Below are 17,933 nucleotides of genomic sequence, written 5' to 3' on the forward strand. Positions count from 1 at the left end.
CGCCCCACCTCAGGGTCGTTCTCCGGGGCGCCCCTGATACCGGTCCCGGGCCCTTCCGTGTGACGATCGACGCATGCCCGTCGCCCCGCCCCGCACGCCCCCCGCGTCCTCCCGCGCCACCGCGCCCGAAGACGTGCCGCTGCGCCGGCTCTACCGCAGCGCCGACGGGCGGCTGTTGGGCGGCGTGGCCCGCGGGCTGGCCGGACACCTCGGCGTGCCGGTGGTCTGGGTGCGGCTGGTCTTCCTCGCCCTGCTCATGGCGGACGGCCTCGGGATACTGCTGTACGCGGCGTTCTGGGTCGTCGTCCCGCTCGGCGTCGGCGGGCGCACCGTCGAGCCGCGCTCCCTCTTCGAGGTCGCCGACGACGGCCGGCGCCGGCTCCGCAAACCGGACCGGGGGCAGGTGTTCGCGCTGATGGCCCTCGCCGTCGGCTGTCTGATCTTCATCGGCGACCTGAACAACACCAGCCGCGCCAACCGCTACGTCTGGCCGACGCTGCTGATCGGCGCCGGCGTGGTGCTGGTGTGGCGACAGGCGGACAACGCCCGGCGCGCGAGCTGGACGGCCGCGGCCTCCCGCCGCCGCCGGCTGTTCCAGGTCGTCCGGGCGCTGGCCGGGGTGGCGCTCGTCGGCATGGGCCTGACCGTCTTCATGGTCGTCCGCGGCTCCGCGGCCCAGCTGGGGAACGTCCTGACGGCCGCCGTCGCCGTCGTCGCCGGGATCGCCCTGCTGGCCGGCCCCTGGCTGGTGCGGATGACGCAGGACCTCTCCGAGGAGCGGACCATGCGCATCCGGGCCCAGGAGCGGGCGGAGGTCGCCGCCCACGTCCACGACTCCGTACTGCACACGCTCACCCTGATACAGCGCAGGGCCGAGGACCCCGGCGAGGTCCGCCGGCTCGCCCGCGCCCAGGAGCGCGAGCTGCGGAACTGGCTGTACAAGCCGGAGGGCACCGGCAAGGAGGAGGCCGAGGAGCCCGAGACCCTGGCGGAGGCCGTCAAGCGGGCCGCGGCCGAGGTCGAGGACAAGCACGGCGTCCCGCTGGAGGTCGTCGTCGTCGGCGACTGCCCCCTCGACGACAAGCTGTCCGCGTGCATGCAGGCCGCGCGCGAGGCGATGGTCAATGCGGCCAAGTACGGTGGCGAGGGCGGCGCCGTCCAGGTCTTCGCGGAGGTCGAGGGGCGTACGGTGTTCGTCTCCGTACGGGACCGGGGACCGGGCTTCGACCTGGACTCCGTGCCGGACGACAGAATGGGCGTCAGGGAATCGATCATCGGCCGGATGCAGCGCAACGGCGGGACGGCCCGGCTCACCTCGGCGCCCGGGGAGGGCACCGAAGTGGAGCTGAGCATGGAGAGGGCGGACGGATGACGCACCCCAAGACAGGCGCGACGGACGCGACGGGCCCCGGCGGGGCGACGGACGGGGGCGCGGGCCGCCGGGTGCGGGTCGTCCTCGTCGACGACCACCGCATGTTCCGCACCGGCGTCCAGGCCGAGATCGGACAGACCGAGCGCACCGGCGTCGAGGTCGTCGGCGAGGCCGCGGACGTGGACCAGGCCGTCACCGTGATCACCGCCACCCGCCCCGAGGTCGTCCTGCTGGACGTGCACCTGCCGGGCGGCGGCGGCGTCGAGGTGCTGCGCCGTTGCGCGCCCCTCATGGCGGCGTCCGAGCACCCGGTGCGCTTCCTGGCGCTGTCGGTGTCCGACGCCGCCGAGGACGTCATCGGCGTGATCCGCGGCGGCGCCCGCGGCTACGTCACCAAGACGATCACCGGCACGGACCTGGTGGACTCGGTCTTCCGCGTCCAGGAGGGGGACGCCGTCTTCTCGCCGCGGCTCGCCGGCTTCGTCCTCGACGCCTTCGCCTCCACCGACGCCCCGCCCGTCGACGAGGACCTCGACCGGCTCACCCAGCGCGAGCGCGAGGTGCTGCGGCTGATCGCCCGCGGGTACGCGTACAAGGAGATCGCCAAGCAGCTCTTCATCTCCGTGAAGACGGTCGAGTCCCACGTCTCCGCGGTCCTGCGCAAGCTCCAGCTCTCCAACCGCCACGAACTGACCCGCTGGGCGACCGCACGCCGCCTCGTCTGACGCGGTCATCCAGCCGGGCGCGGTGCCGCCGCGGGGGTGTGCGGTGTCGGCGTCTGCGGCCCGGTGGCGGGCCTGTCCAGAAGCAGCGCAGGCGCGGGACTCCTGGGTTCACGCCGGGCGGGCCGCGCCCGCGAAGGGCATCGCGTCGATCGACGCGATCCGCACCGGCGCGCCCGGCCGGGGCGCGTGGACCATCCGACCGCCCCCGACGTACAGCCCGACGTGGCTGATCCCGGGATAGAAGAAGACCAGGTCACCGGGGGCGAGTTCGGACCGCGACACCCGCTTGCCCGCGTTGATCTGCGTGTACGTCGTCCGCGGCAGCGAGATGCCCGCCGCCCGCCACGCCGCCTGGGTCAGCCCGGAGCAGTCGTACGAAGCGGGCCCCGTCGCGCCCCACACGTACGGCTTGCCGAGCGCCCCGTACGCGTACGCCACGGCCCGGCCCGCCCGCTGGCTCGTCGCCCCGGCCGCGGCCGGAGCCGCCGGTCGCGCCGCTGAAGGGTCGTCCCGCGGCGCGTCGTAGGCCGCGCGCTGCTCCGCCGTGAGCTTGGCCAACAGGCGCTCGGCGGCGGCCAGCTTGCGCTGCACCACGCTCTTGTGACCGGCCAGCTCGCCCTGGCGCGCCTTGAGTTCGGCGGCCCGGCGGTCCGCCGTCTCCTTGAGCTGGTCGATCCCGACGAGTTGCTGCCGCACCTGGGAGACCGCCGTCGCCTGCCGGTCGCCGACGCGCTGGGCGAGCGCGGCCCGCTCCAGGTACTCGTCGGGGTCGGAGGTCAGGGCGATGCGGAGCCCGGCGTCCATGGTGCCGGCGCGGTACTGGGCGGTGGCCATCGAGCCGAGGGCGTTGCGGGTCGCGTTGAGCCGGTCCGTCCTGCGGGCCGCCTCGTCGCGCAGCCGGTCGAGCTCCCGGCGCGCCCGGTCGGCCTGCTCCTTGGCGCCGTTGAACTCCTCGGTCGCGGCCTCCGCCTCCTGGTAGAGCTTGTCGACCCTGGCCTTGATCTGCGCGGGTGTGGGCGCGGTGTCGGCCGCTCCGGTGCCGTTGAACGCCGTGGCGGTCGCCGCGCCCGCGAGCGCCAGGGTGGTGGCGGTCCTGGCGGCGGGGCGCGCGGCGAACGGGTACCGCCGCTGCTGCCTGGGTTTGCGGTGCGCTGCCACGGCGGCGTCCACGTCCTTCCGGGGTCGGGCGATCGATCGGTTGAGCGGTTGGTTGACGGATGAGGTCTTGGACGCCCGGGTGCGTCCGGGGCAGGACGCTAGGCGGGAGGTAACGGACCGGAGGCGGAACGACCGGTTCTGTCCGAAGGTGGCCAACCTCTGGCACGTTCGGTGAACGGTCGGTCACCATGGGTGTGCGTCACGTGTGCCGGAGTGACCGATGCGGCGAATGAGGTCCACCTGACCTGAAGGGGGTGATATGGCGCTGGTTAGGCTCCGCTCATGGACGTACTCATCAATGTCTTCGTGGCGCTGCACGTCATCGGCATCGCCTCCCTGCTGGGCGGGTTCCTCACCCAGATGAAGGCGATAGGCGCGGGCACCGCCCGCTTCAACCCGGCGATGCTGCACGGCGCGCTGACGATGCTGATCACCGGCGTCGCCCTGGTCGGGCTCAACCAGGCCGACGACCAGGCGGTGAACAACGTCAAGATCGGCATCAAGATGGCCGTCCTGGTGGTGATCCTCGCGCTGGTGTACGTCAAGCGGGAGGACGAGCAGGTGGACAAGGCCGTCTTCGGCGCGGTCGGCGGCCTCACCACGGCGAACATCTTCATCGCCACCCTGTGGACGTGAGCGGACCCGAGCAGACCTGAGCCGCGCCCGATCGGCCCGGGGCACACCCCGGGACCTGAGACGCGCTGGTCACCCCGTGAATCGGAAGACCGCCCTCCGGTGACGCCGGACGGGCGGTGCGGCCCCTTTCGCCAGGGGGCCGCGGACTGTCAGTGCCGAGGCATAGACTCAGAGAGCGATGAGCAGCCTCTTTGACGAAGACTTCCTGGCGAACCTCCAGCCCTCCGCGGAGGAGCCCCCGCCGCCGCCCGAGGACCCGGAGGGCCACGCCCGGGAGGAGGTCCCGGACGACCTCTTCCAGGGCGCCTACGACGTGCCGCCCGCCCGCGACGCGTACTACCGCGACGGCGCCGCCCGCCCCGTCGTGGATCCCGACGCCCTGCTGGAGGGGTTGAACGAGCAGCAGCGCGCCGCCGTCGTCCACACCGGCTCCCCGCTGCTCATCGTCGCCGGTGCCGGCTCCGGCAAGACGCGGGTGCTCACCCACCGCATCGCCCACCTCCTCGGCACCCGCCGGGTCCACCCCGGCCAGATCCTCGCGATCACCTTCACCAACAAGGCCGCCGGCGAGATGAAGGAGCGCGTCGAGCAGCTCGTCGGCCCCCGGGCCAACGCGATGTGGGTCTCCACCTTCCACAGCGCCTGCGTCCGCATCCTGCGCCGCGAGTCCAAGAAGCTCGGCTTCACCTCGTCGTTCTCGATCTACGACGCAGCCGACTCCAAGCGGCTGATGGCCCTGGTCTGCCGCGACCTCGACCTGGACCCGAAGAAGTTCCCGCCGAAGTCCTTCAGCGCCCAGGTCTCGAACCTGAAGAACGAACTCGTCGACGAGGAGACGTTCGCGGACAGGCTTGGGGGCACCTCCCAGGCCGAAGGCTCTGGGGGAGGTTTCGAGAAGACGCTGGCCGAGGCGTACCGGATGTACCAGGCGCGGCTGCGCGAGGCCAACGCCCTGGACTTCGACGACATCATCATGACGACGGTCCACCTCCTCCAGGCGTTCCCCGACGTCGCCGAGCACTACCAGCGGCGCTTCCGCCACGTCCTCGTCGACGAGTACCAGGACACGAACCACGCCCAGTACACCCTGGTGCGCGAGCTGGTGGGCACCGGCCACGAGGACCTGGCCCCCGCCGAGCTGTGCGTCGTCGGCGACGCCGACCAGTCGATCTACGCCTTCCGCGGCGCCACGATCCGCAACATCCTCCAGTTCGAGGAGGACTACCCCGACGCCACCACGATCCTGCTGGAGCAGAACTACCGCTCCACGCAGACGATCCTCTCCGCCGCCAACGCCGTCATCGAGCGCAACGAGAGCCGTCGCCCCAAGAACCTGTGGACGAACGCCGGCGAGGGCGCCCGGATCACCGGCTACGTCGCCGACACCGAGCACGACGAAGCGCAGTTCGTCGCCGACGAGATCGACCGGCTCACCGACGCGGGCGACGCCAAGGCCGGCGACGTCGCCGTCTTCTACCGGACGAACGCCCAGTCCCGCGTCTTCGAGGAGATCTTCATCCGCGTCGGCCTGCCGTACAAGGTCGTCGGCGGCGTCCGCTTCTACGAGCGCAAGGAGGTCCGGGACGTCCTCGCCTATCTGCGGGTCCTCGCCAACCCCGAGGACAACGTCCCCCTGCGCCGCATCCTCAACGTCCCCAAGCGCGGCATCGGCGAGCGCGCTGAAGCGATGATCGACGCCCTCTCCCTCCGCGAGAAGATCACCTTCCCGCAGGCGCTGCGGCGCGTGGACGAGGCGTACGGCATGGCCGCCCGCTCGGCGAACGCGGTCAAGCGGTTCAACGCGCTGATGGAGGAGTTGCGCACGATCGTGGACTCCGGCGCCGGCCCGGCCGTCGTCCTCGAAGCCGTCCTGGAGCGCACCGGCTACCTCGCCGAACTCCAGGCGTCCACCGACCCCCAGGACGAGACCCGCATCGAGAACCTCCAGGAGCTGGCCGCCGTCGCCCTGGAGTTCGAGCAGGCCCGTACGGACGAGGAGGGCGCCGGCACGCTCGCCGAGTTCCTGGAGCAGGTCGCCCTCGTCGCCGACTCCGACCAGATCCCGGACGAGGACGAGGAGGGCGCGGGCGTCATCACCCTGATGACGCTGCACACCGCGAAGGGCCTGGAGTTCCCGGTGGTGTTCCTGACCGGCATGGAGGACGGCGTCTTCCCGCACATGCGCGCCCTCGGCCAGACGAAGGAGCTGGAGGAGGAGCGGCGCCTGGCGTACGTGGGCATCACGCGCGCCCGCGAGCGGCTGTACCTGACGCGTTCGTCGATGCGCAGCGCCTGGGGCCAGCCGTCGTACAACCCCCCGTCGCGCTTCCTGGAGGAGATCCCGGGCCAGCACCTGGAGTGGAAGCGCACCGGTCCGATGGGTGCGCCCGCCGGGGCGACGTCCGGGTCGGGGTCGCGTCTGCCGTCCATGCCGTCCATGCCGTCGATGGCGTCGGGCGGTTCGTCGCGGCGCGCCGCGCAGACCCGGTTCGCCACCGGGCGCGGGGCGTCCGAGAAGCCGGTGATCGCGCTGGCGATCGGCGACCGCGTCACGCACGACCAGTTCGGCCTCGGGACCGTCGTCGAGGTCAAGGGGACGGGCTCGGAAGCCCAGGCGACGATCGACTTCGGGGACGCCAAGCCCAAGCGCCTGCTGCTGCGTTACGCACCCGTCGAGAAGCTGTAGGAGGCATCCGCCGTGACGGCCGGGCGGCTGGGACGCCCGGCCTTCCGAGATGCGGGGGCGGTCGTCAGAGGGGGTTGAGGCCCTTGCTCTGCAGCCAGGTCAGCGGGTTGATGTGCGAGCCGCCGCCGGGGCGCACCTCGAAGTGGAGGTGCGGGCCGGTGGAGTTGCCGGAGTCGCCCGCGTAGCCGATGACGTCGCCGGCCTTCACCTTGCCGGAGCGGATCTTGGCGCTCGCGAGGTGGCAGTACCAGGTCTCGGTGCCGTCGGGGGCGGTGACGATGACCATGTTCCCGTACGCCGGGTTGATCTGCGTGCGGACGGTGCCGTCGGTCGCGGCCATCACCTCGGCGCCGTACGGCACGGGGAAGTCGATGCCCGTGTGCAGCGCCATCCAGTTGACGCCGGACTCGCCGTAGTAGGTGCTCAGACCCTTCTGCGCCACGGGGAGGGCGAACTTGGGTCGCAGCGCCTCCTTGCGCTTGGCCTCTTCCGCGCGCTTCTGCCGCTCCGCCTCCTGGCGGGCCTTCAGGTCGATGCGCTCCTGGGTGCGGGAGGCGCGGTCGCCGAAGTCGCGGGCGTCGGCGCTGAGCGCGGCGAGCTGGGTGTCCATCTTGCTGTTCGCCGCCACGTTCTCGACGGGCGTGGTGTCGGCGGCGGCCAGCGTGGTGGTGTCGTCCTTCTTCTGCTCGGCGCCGCCGAGGCCGCCGACGGACGCGGCGGCGATGCCGGCCACGCCCATGACGCAGGCGGAGGGCACGGCGACGGTGAGCAGTGCGGAGCGCTTGGCGGGCGTACGGCGTCGGCCGCGGCTGCCGCCGCCGGAGCTGCGGCGGGCCGTGCGCGTCGCGCCGGTGTCGTGCGTCCGGGCGGGCTCGGTGCCGATGCCCTCGTCGAGGGCGTACGGAGAGTCGGCGTACGAGGCGTCGAGGCGGTCCGCGGCGTCGGCTGCGCTGGTGGGGTCGGTGACGTCGATGACGGCCGTGGCGTTCACGGCGTCCGCGGTGTCGACGCCGCCGAGGGCGGACGGGTCGGCGCCGAACTGCGGCGCGAGCTCCTCCATCGCCTCGGGCGCGAACTCCGGTGCGGCGCCGGGGAACTCCTGCTCCGGCGCGTACTGCGGCGGTACGAGCGGGAGGGGCTCGGCCTCGCCGGCGCCGTTCCAGGCGGTGGCGTCGTAGCTGCCGGAGTCGAAGGTCGGGCCCGTCCAGGTGCCGGTGGTGTCGTAGGTGAAGGCGGCTGCGGCGTTCTCGAACTGGCCGGTCTGCCCTGACTGGTTCCACGCGGCGGCGTCCCACTGGCCGGTGGTGTCGTACCCGTCCGCGGCGCCGTGCTGGGCCGACGCGTAGGGGTCGTAGCCGCCATAACCCGTGGCGGTCGGGGTGGCCGAAGTGGTGTGATGGGAACCGGTGTCCCATGCGGAGGCGTCGTACTGACCGCTGTGGCCTGCGTCGTAGTCGGCGGCCGGGGTCGGATTCGCTGTTCCGGGGAGTGCACCGAAGAGCGGGTCGGTGTCAAAGCTGCCCGTGGGGTAGGTGTCGTGGCCGTACCCGGCGTGGGCGTGCTGGTCGTTCACCAACTTCTCTCTCGCCTCGGCAACAGGACCGCTGGATTCTGGGGCCGGAAGAGCGGGCGGGACCCAGAGGGGAACCAGTGGCGGCGACTGTACCCGGCAGTACGCGACGTCGACAATCTTCCGCTGGTTTTGCGCGGTCAGGAAACGGGCATTCGAGCGCCTTTCGGTGGGCCGGGGGGACAGCTTTGGCCGTACGTTCGAAATTCGTTCGATGGATCGTCACCTGGCGTGAGCCTTTGGGGCGAACCGGCGAGGGGAAACGGGCCGAACCGAGGAGGTCAGGCGACCGAGATGACGTCGGTGCCGGGCGTCGTGTCGGGCCTTGGGCTGGTCGTCGGGTCGGTCGGTGTGCCGTCCTCGCGGCCGGCGTCGTCGGGGCGTGTCGTCCCGTGCTCCTGCTGACCGCCGTCGACCTCCGGGCCCTGGAGCGCCTGACGGACGCAGGCGGCGACGGCGGGATGGACCAGCAGGGCGAGATGGCCGATGCCGCTGACCCGGACGTTCTCCACGACGAGGTCGGGGTGGTCCAGCCGGGCCGTCTCCACCGGGGCCATCAGCTGGTCCAACTCGCTCCAGACGGAGACGAAACGGGTGCGGCAGCCCGGCGTCGGCTCGCCCAACTCGGCGATCACGGGGGAGTCCGGTCGCATCTGCCGCACGATCGGGTGCGCGCTGGCCAGGGCCGCGACGGTGGTGCCGGAGTGCGGCGTCCCGAGCGTCACGAGGGTCCGCACCCGGCGGTCGCCGCCGAGGCGCTGGACGTAGTACCGCGCTATCAGGCCGCCGAGGCTGTGTCCGACGATGTCGACGTCGTCCCGGCCGGTCCGGGCGGCGATCTCCTCGACGTGCCTCCCCAGCAGATCGGCGGCGGCCCGGATGTCGCAGGTCAGGGGGGAGTAGTTCAGGCACTCCAGATGGCTCCAGCCGTGCCGGGAGAGGAAGCGGCGGAGCAGGACGAAGACGGAGCGGTTGTCCACGAAGCCGTGCAGCATGATCACGGGTCGGGGGCCGGTCGCCACGGTTGCCTTCGGCTCGTCGCTGCCGCTCCGGGCGGCGGGCGCTTTGGGCGCGGCGTGCTCGGCGGTGAGCCCCGAGGGGTACAGCAGCAGGTGTCCGGCGAGGATCGCCAGCTCGAAGGCGGTGGCCCGCAGCGGAACGGGCAGGGTCACGGACGGTAGCCGCAGGTCGCGCGGCAGGTCACAGAGGTCGCGCAGCTGGTCGACGGAGAGTCCTCGGGTGAGCAGCGGCCCGAGATGCCCGAGGCTTCGGGGGAAGCAGGGCAGGACCTGCATGGCCCACCTCCGTCCGGCACCGGGAGGCGACGCTGTCTCCCGTGCGCCCTTGTGGAGCCGCGCAGGCGCGGGCCCGCGGCCCGGCGCTGCTGCGGCTCCTCGGACGCCACGGGCCCCGAACCGGGCCCGGCATGACCCGGTCGGGCGGCAACGCCCTTTTTGCGTGTCCCACCATGTGATTTCCCCCTCCCGGTCCACCGCGAAACGGTGCCGTGCGGGATGCTGTAGATAACGCTCGTTCACTCGGCGGCGGAGTCTGTGTCTGGAGGCAGCGATGGGTGTGACCGGTCCGATCCGCGTAGTGGTGGCGAAGCCGGGTCTCGACGGCCACGACCGGGGCGCGAAGGTGATCGCGCGGGCGCTGCGGGACGCGGGCATGGAGGTGATCTACACGGGCCTCCACCAGACCCCGGAACAGATCGTCGCCACCGCGATCCAGGAGGACGCGCACGCGATCGGCCTCTCCATCCTCTCCGGCGCGCACAACACCCTGTTCGCGAAGGTCATCGAGCTGTTGAAGGAGCGGGACGCGGAGGACATCGTGGTCTTCGGCGGCGGGATCATCCCGGAGGAGGACATCGCACCGCTGAAGGGGCTCGGGGTGGCGGAGATCTTCACCCCGGGCGCGACGACGACGGCGATCGTCGACTGGGTCCGCGCGAACGTCCGCGAGCCCGCCGGCACCTGAGCCCCCTGGGCCCCGCGCTTCCGAGCCGCCTCCTGCCCGGCTGCACCGCGCCGCGCCCTGCGGGCAGGCTCGACCGGGTGAGGCTCACGCGCTCGCCCAGCTCGGCCCGCCTGAACTCCAGCGCCACGTGACGTACCCGCCGTGGCCCTGCGGCAACGCTGATCCCTGCGGGTGCGTGGTGGCTTGGCGCGCAGTTCCCCGCGCCCGCTGGGTGGAGGGGCGGAACTGCGCGAGCGACCAAGCACGTCCTGTGGACGAACGAGGGTCTTGAGGGGCGCGGGGAACTGCGCGAACAGCCGCAGTGCACCCGCAGGGACCGGTGCTCCCAAGGGGCTACGGCGGGTACGCCAGGTGGCGCCGGGGTCATGGCCTCGGAGCTGAGTGAGCAGCCGCAGGCGGGGCGCAGGGAGTAGCCCGTCCGCAGGGGGCGTGGGGGTCACGTGGTGTCAGGGGTGAGTTCTTCGTGCATGGACGCGCGGAGGCGCAGCGTGGAGACGAGGCGTTGGAACGCCTCGGACCAGTACGCCGAGGCCCCCGGCGACGCATTCGCGGGGTCCTCGCCGTGCGACGTCAGCAGCGCCAACCGCCCCGCCTCCGCCGGATCCAGGCACCGCTCCGCCAGGCCCATGACGCCGCTGAAGCTCCACGGGTAGCTACCGGCCTCGCGGGCTATCTCCAGGGCGTCGACCACCGCGTGGCCCAGGGGCTCCGCCCAGGGGACCGTGCAGACTCCGAGGAGCTGGAAGGCGTCCGAGAGGCCGTGGGCGGAGATGAAGTCGGCGACCCAGAGGGCTCGTTCGCCCTCGGGGAGGGTCGCCAGCAGCTTCGCCCGCTCGGCCAGGGAGGCCGTGCCGGGGCCCACCTCGGGGGGCGCGCCGGGGGCGCCGAGGAGGGCGCGGGCCCAGTTCGCGTCGCGTTGGCGGACCGCGGCCCGGCACCACGCCGCGTGCAGCTCACCGGCCCAGTCGTCCGCCGCGGGGAGCGCGACGACTTCCTTGGGCGTGCGGCCACCGAGCGCGCGGGACCACACGGCGAGCGGTGCCGCCTCCACGAGCTGGCCCAGCCACCAGGACCGCTTGCCCCGGCCGGTGGGCGGCGTGGGCGCAACGCCGTCGCGCTGCATCGCCGCGTCGCACTCCTCGGGTGCCGCCACCATGATCGCCGGCTCCCCGCTGCCCGCCCGCGCGAGGCGTACGCAGGCCGCCGCCCGCTTCGCCATGCGGCCCGCGAGGGCGGAGCGGGGCAGCGCGGACAGCAGCTCCGCGGCCGTCGCCCGGACGTTGCGACTGCGGTCCGCGAGCGCACGCTCCAAGAACGGCTCGTCCGCGTCCGACAGGCCCGTGCGCAAGGAGTCCAGGAACATCAGCCGGTCCTCGGCGCGTTCCGTCGCCCAGGTCCCGGAGAGCAGGGAGAGGGCGCGGGCCGGGTCGTCCTCTCGTACGGCGCCGAGCAGGGCGACGCGCTCGGCGAACAGCCCCTCGTCCCACAGCCGGTGCACCGCCGCCTCGTCCGCCGGGTCCGGCAGCAGCACGCCGCTGCCGGCCGAGCCCCGCAGGGCGAACTTCCACTCCGGATTGAACCGGGCCAGCCACAGCCCGCGCGCCCCGGCGAAGGCGAGCGCCTGCGGCCTGAGGTCCGTCCGGGCGCGGGCCGCGTCCAAAAGGGCGGGCAACTGCGCGGACGGCGCCTGATAGCCCCGTTCATTGGCGGTGGCGAGCCACTGCGGCAACAGCTCCGTCAGATCCGGCGTCGCGCCCCGCCGGCCCGACGACGACGGCGCGCTGCGGTCGGCCAGCAGCAGCGCGAGCCGGCGGCGCGCGGCGGCGGGCAGCCGGGGGCGGTCGTCCTCGGGCGCGGGCTCCGGTCGCGCTGCCGCCCGCGCCGGCAGCAGCCCGGCCCGACGGCGAACCGTGTGCAGGGCCGCGGCGTCCAACAGCGCGGCGGGCGCTTCCTTGCCCGGCGCCGTGAACTCCGCGGGCGGCGTACGGCGGTCGGTCCCGAGCAGGGCGGAGGTGACCAGCTCCTGCCAGCGGGCGGCCTCGTCGGCTTGCTCGGAGCCGGTGTGCCCGGAGCTGGTGTGCCCGGCGTCGGCGTGGTCGGCATCGGTGTGGGTCATCGCGTCCTCCCCTGGAGACGGACCGTCAGGCGCTGGGGGTCCCCCACGCCCTCTGGGCGTAGGGCCTGTCTTTCGGATCTTGCTGGGCTCGCGTGCCCTGGTGCCGCTCCCCCTGGGCCTTCGGCCCGGGGAAGGTGCCCCCACGCCGCGTTGTCGTCGGTCGCCAATGGCCCCCTGTGCCCTGCGGGCACGGGTGGGGTACCCCCACGCGAAGCGGTGGGGGAGTACCCCCGTCCTCCGCCTTGCGATCCACGACACCAGACCCCTCCCCCTACGCCCGGAGGGCGCCCCCACTGATCCAGCCTGATCCGTAAGACAGGCCCCAGGGGGCGGGCGGTCATATCAGGGGCACCGTCTCCGCTCCGGTCGCGGCCGACCACGCGGCGAGCGGCGTCACCCCGGCCTGGCCGCACTCGGCGAAGACGGTGACCGGCCCGCCGCCGGAGAGGGCCACGAGCTTCCACAGCCCCGGCCGGGTCAGCGCGACCGGCGTCAGCGGCAGCGCGGAATGCCCCCTCGCGTCGGCCAACTGCCAACCGTCGCCGTCCGGGGTCGACACCGGCACCGGCACGACGTCCGTGAGCGTCACCGGCCAGGAGCCCAGCCACGGATCCCCGGCCAGGGCGCGTCCGTACGCATCGAGGGCCGCGGCGACCGGGCCGCCCCGCGGCGGCCCCTCGACCGGCGCCGGCGCCCACGAACCCTCCCGCAGCTCCGCCCGCAACTGGCCCGCGCCCCCGTACGGCACCAGCTCCGCCTCGACGGCCGCGCCCACCGGCAGCGCCAACTGCGGGGCACGCCCCGCGGCCCCGTACGACAACAGCAGCGCGAAGCGCCCCGACCCCTGCCCGTACACCCACGCACGGCGGGTGGTGACCTTGCCGTCGAACGAGTCGTACTGCGCGAGGACCAGCCACCGGTCCCGTACGGGAGCGCCGTCGGCGGGGGCGGTGAGGCCCACGCGGGTGCGCACCGTGGCGGCCAACGGGGCCGGCAGCAGCTCCCGCCCCAGCCAGGCCGAGTCCAGCAGATGGAGCAGGGCGCACTCCTCCAGCAGCCGCACCGGCCACCCCGGCCCCGTCCCGGGAATCGCCCCCAACTCCCGCACCCGCGCGGCCAGGCCCGGCGCCTGGGCGTCGACCATGCGGGCCGCGGTCTCCTCCCACAGGCCGTACCCCGCCTGCTCGGCGGAGGCGAGGCCGCCGCGCAGCAGATCCGCGAGGCGCTGCTCCAACTCCAGCGCCCCGGAAGTGATCCGAGCGGCCCGGCGCTCCGCCCTGCGCCGGGCCGCATCGGGCGCGGCCGTCCCCTCGGGCCGACCCCGGCCCTCCGGCGACCGCTCCTGCTCCGCACGCCCGCGCCGCCCCGCGAGCCACTCCTCGGCCCACTCGGGCGCGGTGCCGTCACGCACCGCGTCCGTCTCGGACGCCCAGAGCAGCAGCAGCCCCAGCGCGTGCTTGCAGGGGAACTTGCGACTGGGGCAACTGCACGCGTAAGCCGGCCCCGTCGTGTCGACCACGGTCTGATACGGCTTCGAGCCGCTGCCCTTGCACAGGCCCCACACGGCGCCCCCGCCGCTGCTGCCCGCCGCCGACCACGGCCCGGCCGCGGCGAGCCGGCCGCCCGCCTTGCGTGACGCAGCGTCAGGAGCCAGCGCGAGCACCTGCTCCGCCGTCCAACGTACCCCCGGTCCAGTCATGCATCCGACCGTACGGCCCACCACTGACAACGGCCCCAACACCGGACCTGAGCTGGGGAAACGGTCGATTGTCAGTGGGGTGGTGCAGGCTGGGAACCACGTCGGACCGCATCGGTCGCAACGACCTGGAGGGGGATGCTGCACCGTGCCCGAAACCACCACACATGACGCTCCCGTCAGCGCTGTCGACACCGTCAGTGACGGCGTCGAAGTGCTCCGTCCCCACGCGGAGGACGCCTTCGCCCACGAGCTCGCCGCGCTCGCCGCGGCGGACGACCGCCCCCGCCCGGCCGGCTGGCGCCTGTCCCCGTGGGCCGTGTCCCGCTATCTCCTCGGCGGGACCCACGACGACGGCACCGTGATCACCCCCAAGTACGTGGGGCCGCGCCGCATCGTCGAGGTCGCCGTCACCACCCTCGCCACCGACCGCGCCCTGCTGCTGCTCGGCGTGCCCGGCACCGCGAAGACCTGGGTGTCCGAGCACCTCGCCGCCGCCGTCAGCGGCGACTCGACCCTGCTCGTCCAGGGCACCGCGGGCACCCCCGAGGAAGCCATCCGCTACGGATGGAACTACGCACGGCTGCTGGCCCACGGCCCGAGCCGGGACGCGCTCGTGCCGAGCCCCGTGATGCGCGCCATGTCGGAGGGGATGACGGCGCGGGTGGAGGAGCTGACCCGGATCCCCGCCGACGTCCAGGACACCCTGATCACGATCCTGTCCGAGAAGACCCTGCCGATCCCCGAGCTGGGCGAGGAGGTCCAGGCCGTCCGCGGCTTCAACCTCATCGCCACCGCCAACGACCGCGACCGCGGGGTCAACGACCTCTCCAGCGCGCTGCGCCGCCGGTTCAACACCGTCGTCCTGCCGCTGCCCGCGACCGCCGACGACGAAGTGGACATCGTTTCCCGCCGCGTCGACCAGATCGGCCGCTCCCTGGAGCTGCCCGCCGCCCCCGAAGGGCTGGAGGAGATCCGCCGCGTCGTCACCGTCTTCCGCGAACTGCGCGGCGGCGTCTCGCTCGACGGCCGCACCAAGCTCAAGTCCCCCTCCGGCACGCTCTCCACGGCCGAGGCGATCTCCGTGGTCACCGGTGGCCTCGCCCTCGCCGCGCACTTCGGGGACGGGGTGCTGCGCCCCGCCGACGTCGCGGCCGGCATCCTCGGCGCGGTCGTCCGCGACCCGGCAGCGGACCGGGTCGTCTGGCAGGAGTACCTGGAGACGGTCGTCCGCGAGCGCGACGGGTGGAAGGACTTCTACCGCGCCTGCCGCGAGGTGAGCGCATGAGCACCGCTCCGCCCGCAGGGCCCCTGTTCCTCGGAGTGCGGCACCACGGACCGGGCTCAGCCCGTGCCGTACGCGCCGCGCTGGAGGCAAGGCGCCCGAGTGTCGTGCTCGTCGAAGGGCCGCCCGAGGGGGACGCCCTGCTGCACCTGGCCGCCGACGACGGGATGCGACCGCCCGTCGCCCTGCTCGCCCATGCGGTGGACGACCCGGGGCGGGCCGCGTTCTGGCCCTTCGCGGAGTTCTCCCCCGAGTGGGTGGCGGTCCGCTGGGCGCTCGCCGAGGGGGTGCCGGTGCGGTTCATCGACCTCCCCGCGGCCCATTCGCTCGCCCTCGCGGCCGAGGACGAAGCCACGGAGGGCAGCGGTGCGGGTGAGGACGGGCCGGTGTCGGATGTGGTTCCGGGGGGATCCGCATCCCGCACCGGCGCGTCCCGCCCCGCGGCGGCCGTCGATCCGGAGTGGGACGTCGCCCCGACGCAGGCCGTGGCCACGGCTCCGGCGCTCGATCCCACGGGCGGCACCGAGCCCGGTGCGCCGGCCGTCAGTAGTGCCGACCCCGAGTGGGACGCGGTCCCGGCAGCCGTCGTCGACCCCGGATGGGACGTCGTGCCCGGGCAGGGCGCCGCCCCGGCCCGGGCGCGGGTCGGGGATCCGGGGTGGGACACCGCACCGCGCGGCTCCGCGGCCGGCACGCCCGCGCCCGCACCCGTGGAGCCCGTCGCCGATCCGGCGCGGATGCGGGTCGACCCGATCGCCGTGCTCGCCGAGGCCGCGGGGTACGACGACCCCGAGCGCTGGTGGGAGGACGCCGTCGAACTGCGCGGCGCGGCCGACCCGTTCGCCGCCTTCGCCGCGCTCGCCGAGGCCATGACGGCGCTGCGCGAGGCGTACGGGCACGGGGGCCACGAGCGGGACCTGGCCCGCGAGGCCCACATGCGACTGCAACTGCGCGCCGCCCGCAAGGAGTTCCGCGACGACGTGGTCGTGGTCTGCGGCGCCTGGCACGTGCCGGCGCTGGGGGAGCGGACCACGCTCGCCGCCGACCGGGCGCAGTTGAAGGGGCTGCCCAAACTCAAGGTCGAGACGACCTGGGTGCCCTGGACGCACCGGAGGCTGGCCCGCCGCAGCGGGTACGGCGCCGGCATCGACTCGCCCGGCTGGTACGGACACCTCTTCACGGCGCCGGACCGGCCGGTGGAGCGGTGGCTGACCAAGGTCGCGGGACTGCTCCGGGACGAGGACGTGCCCGTGTCACCGGCTCACGTCATCGAGGCCGTACGGCTGGCGGAGGCGCTGGCCGTGATGCGCGGGCGCCCGCTCGCCGGACTGACGGAGACCACCGACGCCGTCAGGTCCGTGATGTGCGACGGCTCCGACGTCCAGCTCGCCCTGGTCAGGGACCGGCTCGTGGTGGGTGACGTGCTGGGGGAGGTGCCGGACGCGGCCCCCGCCGTCCCGCTCCAGCGTGACCTGAACCGCCGTCAGCGCAGCCTGCGTCTGAAGCCGGAGGCCCTGGAGCGCGAGCTGGAGCTGGACCTGCGCAAGGACACCGACGCCGAGAAGAGCCGCCTGCTGCACCGGCTGCGGCTGCTCGGCGTCGGCTGGGGCGAGCCCGTCACCGGCCGCGGCAGCACCGGCACCTTCCGCGAGACCTGGCGGCTGCGCTGGGAGCCCGAGCTGTACGTGAGGGTCGCCGAAGCCGGCGTCTGGGGCACCACCGTGCCCTCCGCCGCCACGGCCAAGGCCGAACACGGAGCCCTCACCGCCACCGCGCTCGTCGAGGTCACCGAGCTGGCCGAGGACTGCCTCCTCGCCGGGCTGGCCGACGCCCTGCCCGTGGTGATGCGCACCCTCGCCGACCGGGCCGCGCTCGACACGGACGTCAGCCACCTCGCCCAGGCCCTGCCCGCCCTCGCCCGCTCGCTGCGGTACGGGGACGTGCGGTCCACCGACACGGCCGCCCTCACGGAGGTCGCATCCGGGCTGGCCGAGCGGATCTGCGTCGGGCTGCCCCCCGCGTGCACGGGGCTGGACGCGGACGGCGCCGCCGTCATGCGCGTGCACCTGGACGCCGTGCACAGCGCGATGGGCCTGCTGCCGACGGCCGAAGAGCTGGCCGACCGCTGGGGCGCCGTGCTGCACCGGCTGGCCGCCCGGGACACCGTCGCCGGCGTCGTCCGCGGCCGGGCCGCCCGCCTGCTGCTCGACGACGGGCGCCTCGCCGAGGACGAGACCGCCGCCCTGATGAGCCTCGCCCTGTCGCCCGGCACCCCGCCCGCCGACGCCGCCGCCTGGATCGAGGGCTTCGTCGGCGGCGCGTCCGGTGGCGGCATGCTGCTGCTCCACGACGAACGGCTGCTCGGCCTCGTGGACGCCTGGCTCACGGGCGTGCCCACCGACGCGTTCACGGACGTCCTGCCGCTGCTGCGCCGGACCTTCTCCGCGTACGAGCCGGGCGTCCGCCGCGCCCTGGGCGAGCTGCTGCGCCGCGGACCGGCGGCGGGACCGGGCGCGGGGGCGGCCGGCGGTGCGGTGGCCGCAGCCGGCAGGCCGGGCTTCGGTCCGGGGCTGGACCGCGCCCGCGCCGACGCCGTGGTGCCGCTGGTGCGGCTGCTGCTGGCGGCGTCCACCGAAGGAACGGCCCCGCCGGGCGACGCGGACCGTACGGATCGACTCACGGGGGTGCGGGCATGACCACCGACGC

The 17,933-nt window shown here is 73.9% G+C and carries 12 protein-coding genes; 7 read left to right on the forward strand and 5 right to left on the reverse strand.

Annotated elements, in window-relative coordinates:
* The first annotated feature begins 73 nt into the window (after window positions 1-73).
* Together AB0E05_RS01550 and AB0E05_RS01555 are read left to right on the forward strand one after the other, a co-directional pair.
* On the forward strand, window positions 74-1,372 hold the full coding sequence (locus AB0E05_RS01550; protein WP_361956891.1) for a PspC domain-containing protein: 1,299 nt from the start codon (window positions 74-76) through the stop codon (window positions 1,370-1,372).
* Entirely contained in the window at window positions 1,369-2,097 is a 729-nt protein-coding gene (locus tag AB0E05_RS01555; protein WP_361956894.1) for a response regulator transcription factor, read from the forward strand. Before AB0E05_RS01550 ends, AB0E05_RS01555 begins: the two co-directional genes overlap by 4 nt.
* 108 nt (window positions 2,098-2,205) lie before the next feature.
* Here the strand turns inward: AB0E05_RS01555 and AB0E05_RS01560 are convergent, their stop codons facing one another.
* Window positions 2,206-3,255 (reverse strand): NlpC/P60 family protein, encoded by a 1,050-nt coding sequence (locus tag AB0E05_RS01560; protein WP_361956897.1) that lies wholly within the window; start codon window positions 3,253-3,255, stop codon window positions 2,206-2,208.
* 282 nt (window positions 3,256-3,537) lie between these two features.
* Between AB0E05_RS01560 and AB0E05_RS01565 the strand changes: the two genes are divergently transcribed.
* Window positions 3,538-3,891: a hypothetical protein gene (locus AB0E05_RS01565; RefSeq protein ID WP_361956900.1), complete on the forward strand. Its 354-nt coding sequence runs from the start codon at window positions 3,538-3,540 to the stop codon at window positions 3,889-3,891.
* A 178-nt stretch (window positions 3,892-4,069) separates the two neighbouring features.
* A complete protein-coding gene (gene pcrA / locus AB0E05_RS01570) occupies window positions 4,070-6,577 on the forward strand; it encodes a DNA helicase PcrA (protein ID WP_361956903.1) in 2,508 nt (835 codons plus the stop codon).
* A gap of 64 nt (window positions 6,578-6,641) precedes the next feature.
* Here pcrA and AB0E05_RS01575 read toward each other — a convergent pair whose 3' ends face one another.
* Both AB0E05_RS01575 and AB0E05_RS01580 read right to left on the reverse strand, forming a co-directional pair.
* On the reverse strand, window positions 6,642-8,150 hold the full coding sequence (locus AB0E05_RS01575) for a M23 family metallopeptidase (protein ID WP_361956906.1): 1,509 nt from the start codon (window positions 8,148-8,150) through the stop codon (window positions 6,642-6,644).
* 278 nt (window positions 8,151-8,428) lie between these two features.
* Complete coding sequence (locus tag AB0E05_RS01580; protein WP_361956909.1) at window positions 8,429-9,442, reverse strand: alpha/beta fold hydrolase; 1,014 nt, start codon at window positions 9,440-9,442, stop codon at window positions 8,429-8,431.
* Window positions 9,443-9,716: 274 nt separating this feature from the next.
* On the opposite strand from AB0E05_RS01580, the gene AB0E05_RS01585 reads away from it, so the two are divergent.
* Window positions 9,717-10,130, forward strand: a complete 414-nt coding sequence (locus AB0E05_RS01585; RefSeq protein ID WP_361956912.1) for a cobalamin B12-binding domain-containing protein — start codon at window positions 9,717-9,719, stop codon at window positions 10,128-10,130.
* 436 nt (window positions 10,131-10,566) lie between these two features.
* On the opposite strand, the gene AB0E05_RS01590 is transcribed toward AB0E05_RS01585, so the two are convergent.
* Window positions 10,567-12,246, reverse strand: coding sequence for a DUF5691 domain-containing protein (locus AB0E05_RS01590; protein WP_361956915.1), 1,680 nt, complete (start codon window positions 12,244-12,246; stop codon window positions 10,567-10,569).
* Window positions 12,247-12,583: 337 nt separating this feature from the next.
* Window positions 12,584-13,945 carry an SWIM zinc finger family protein gene (locus tag AB0E05_RS01595; RefSeq protein ID WP_361956918.1) on the reverse strand — a complete coding sequence of 454 codons (1,362 nt, stop codon included), beginning with the start codon at window positions 13,943-13,945 and terminating at the stop codon, window positions 12,584-12,586.
* A gap of 211 nt (window positions 13,946-14,156) precedes the next feature.
* Here AB0E05_RS01595 and AB0E05_RS01600 point away from each other — a divergent pair, with 211 nt between their 5' ends.
* Entirely contained in the window at window positions 14,157-15,230 is a 1,074-nt protein-coding gene (locus tag AB0E05_RS01600) for an AAA family ATPase (protein WP_361957256.1), read from the forward strand.
* Window positions 15,227-17,923 carry a DUF5682 family protein gene (locus AB0E05_RS01605; RefSeq protein WP_361956921.1) on the forward strand — a complete coding sequence of 899 codons (2,697 nt, stop codon included), beginning with the start codon at window positions 15,227-15,229 and terminating at the stop codon, window positions 17,921-17,923. The genes AB0E05_RS01600 and AB0E05_RS01605 overlap by 4 nt, the downstream gene beginning before the upstream one ends.
* The last annotated feature ends 10 nt before the right edge of the window (window positions 17,924-17,933 follow it).

The organism is Streptomyces sp. NPDC048057 (genome assembly GCF_040653095.1).
In the GTDB taxonomy this organism is placed as follows: Bacteria; Actinomycetota; Actinomycetes; order Streptomycetales; family Streptomycetaceae; genus Streptomyces.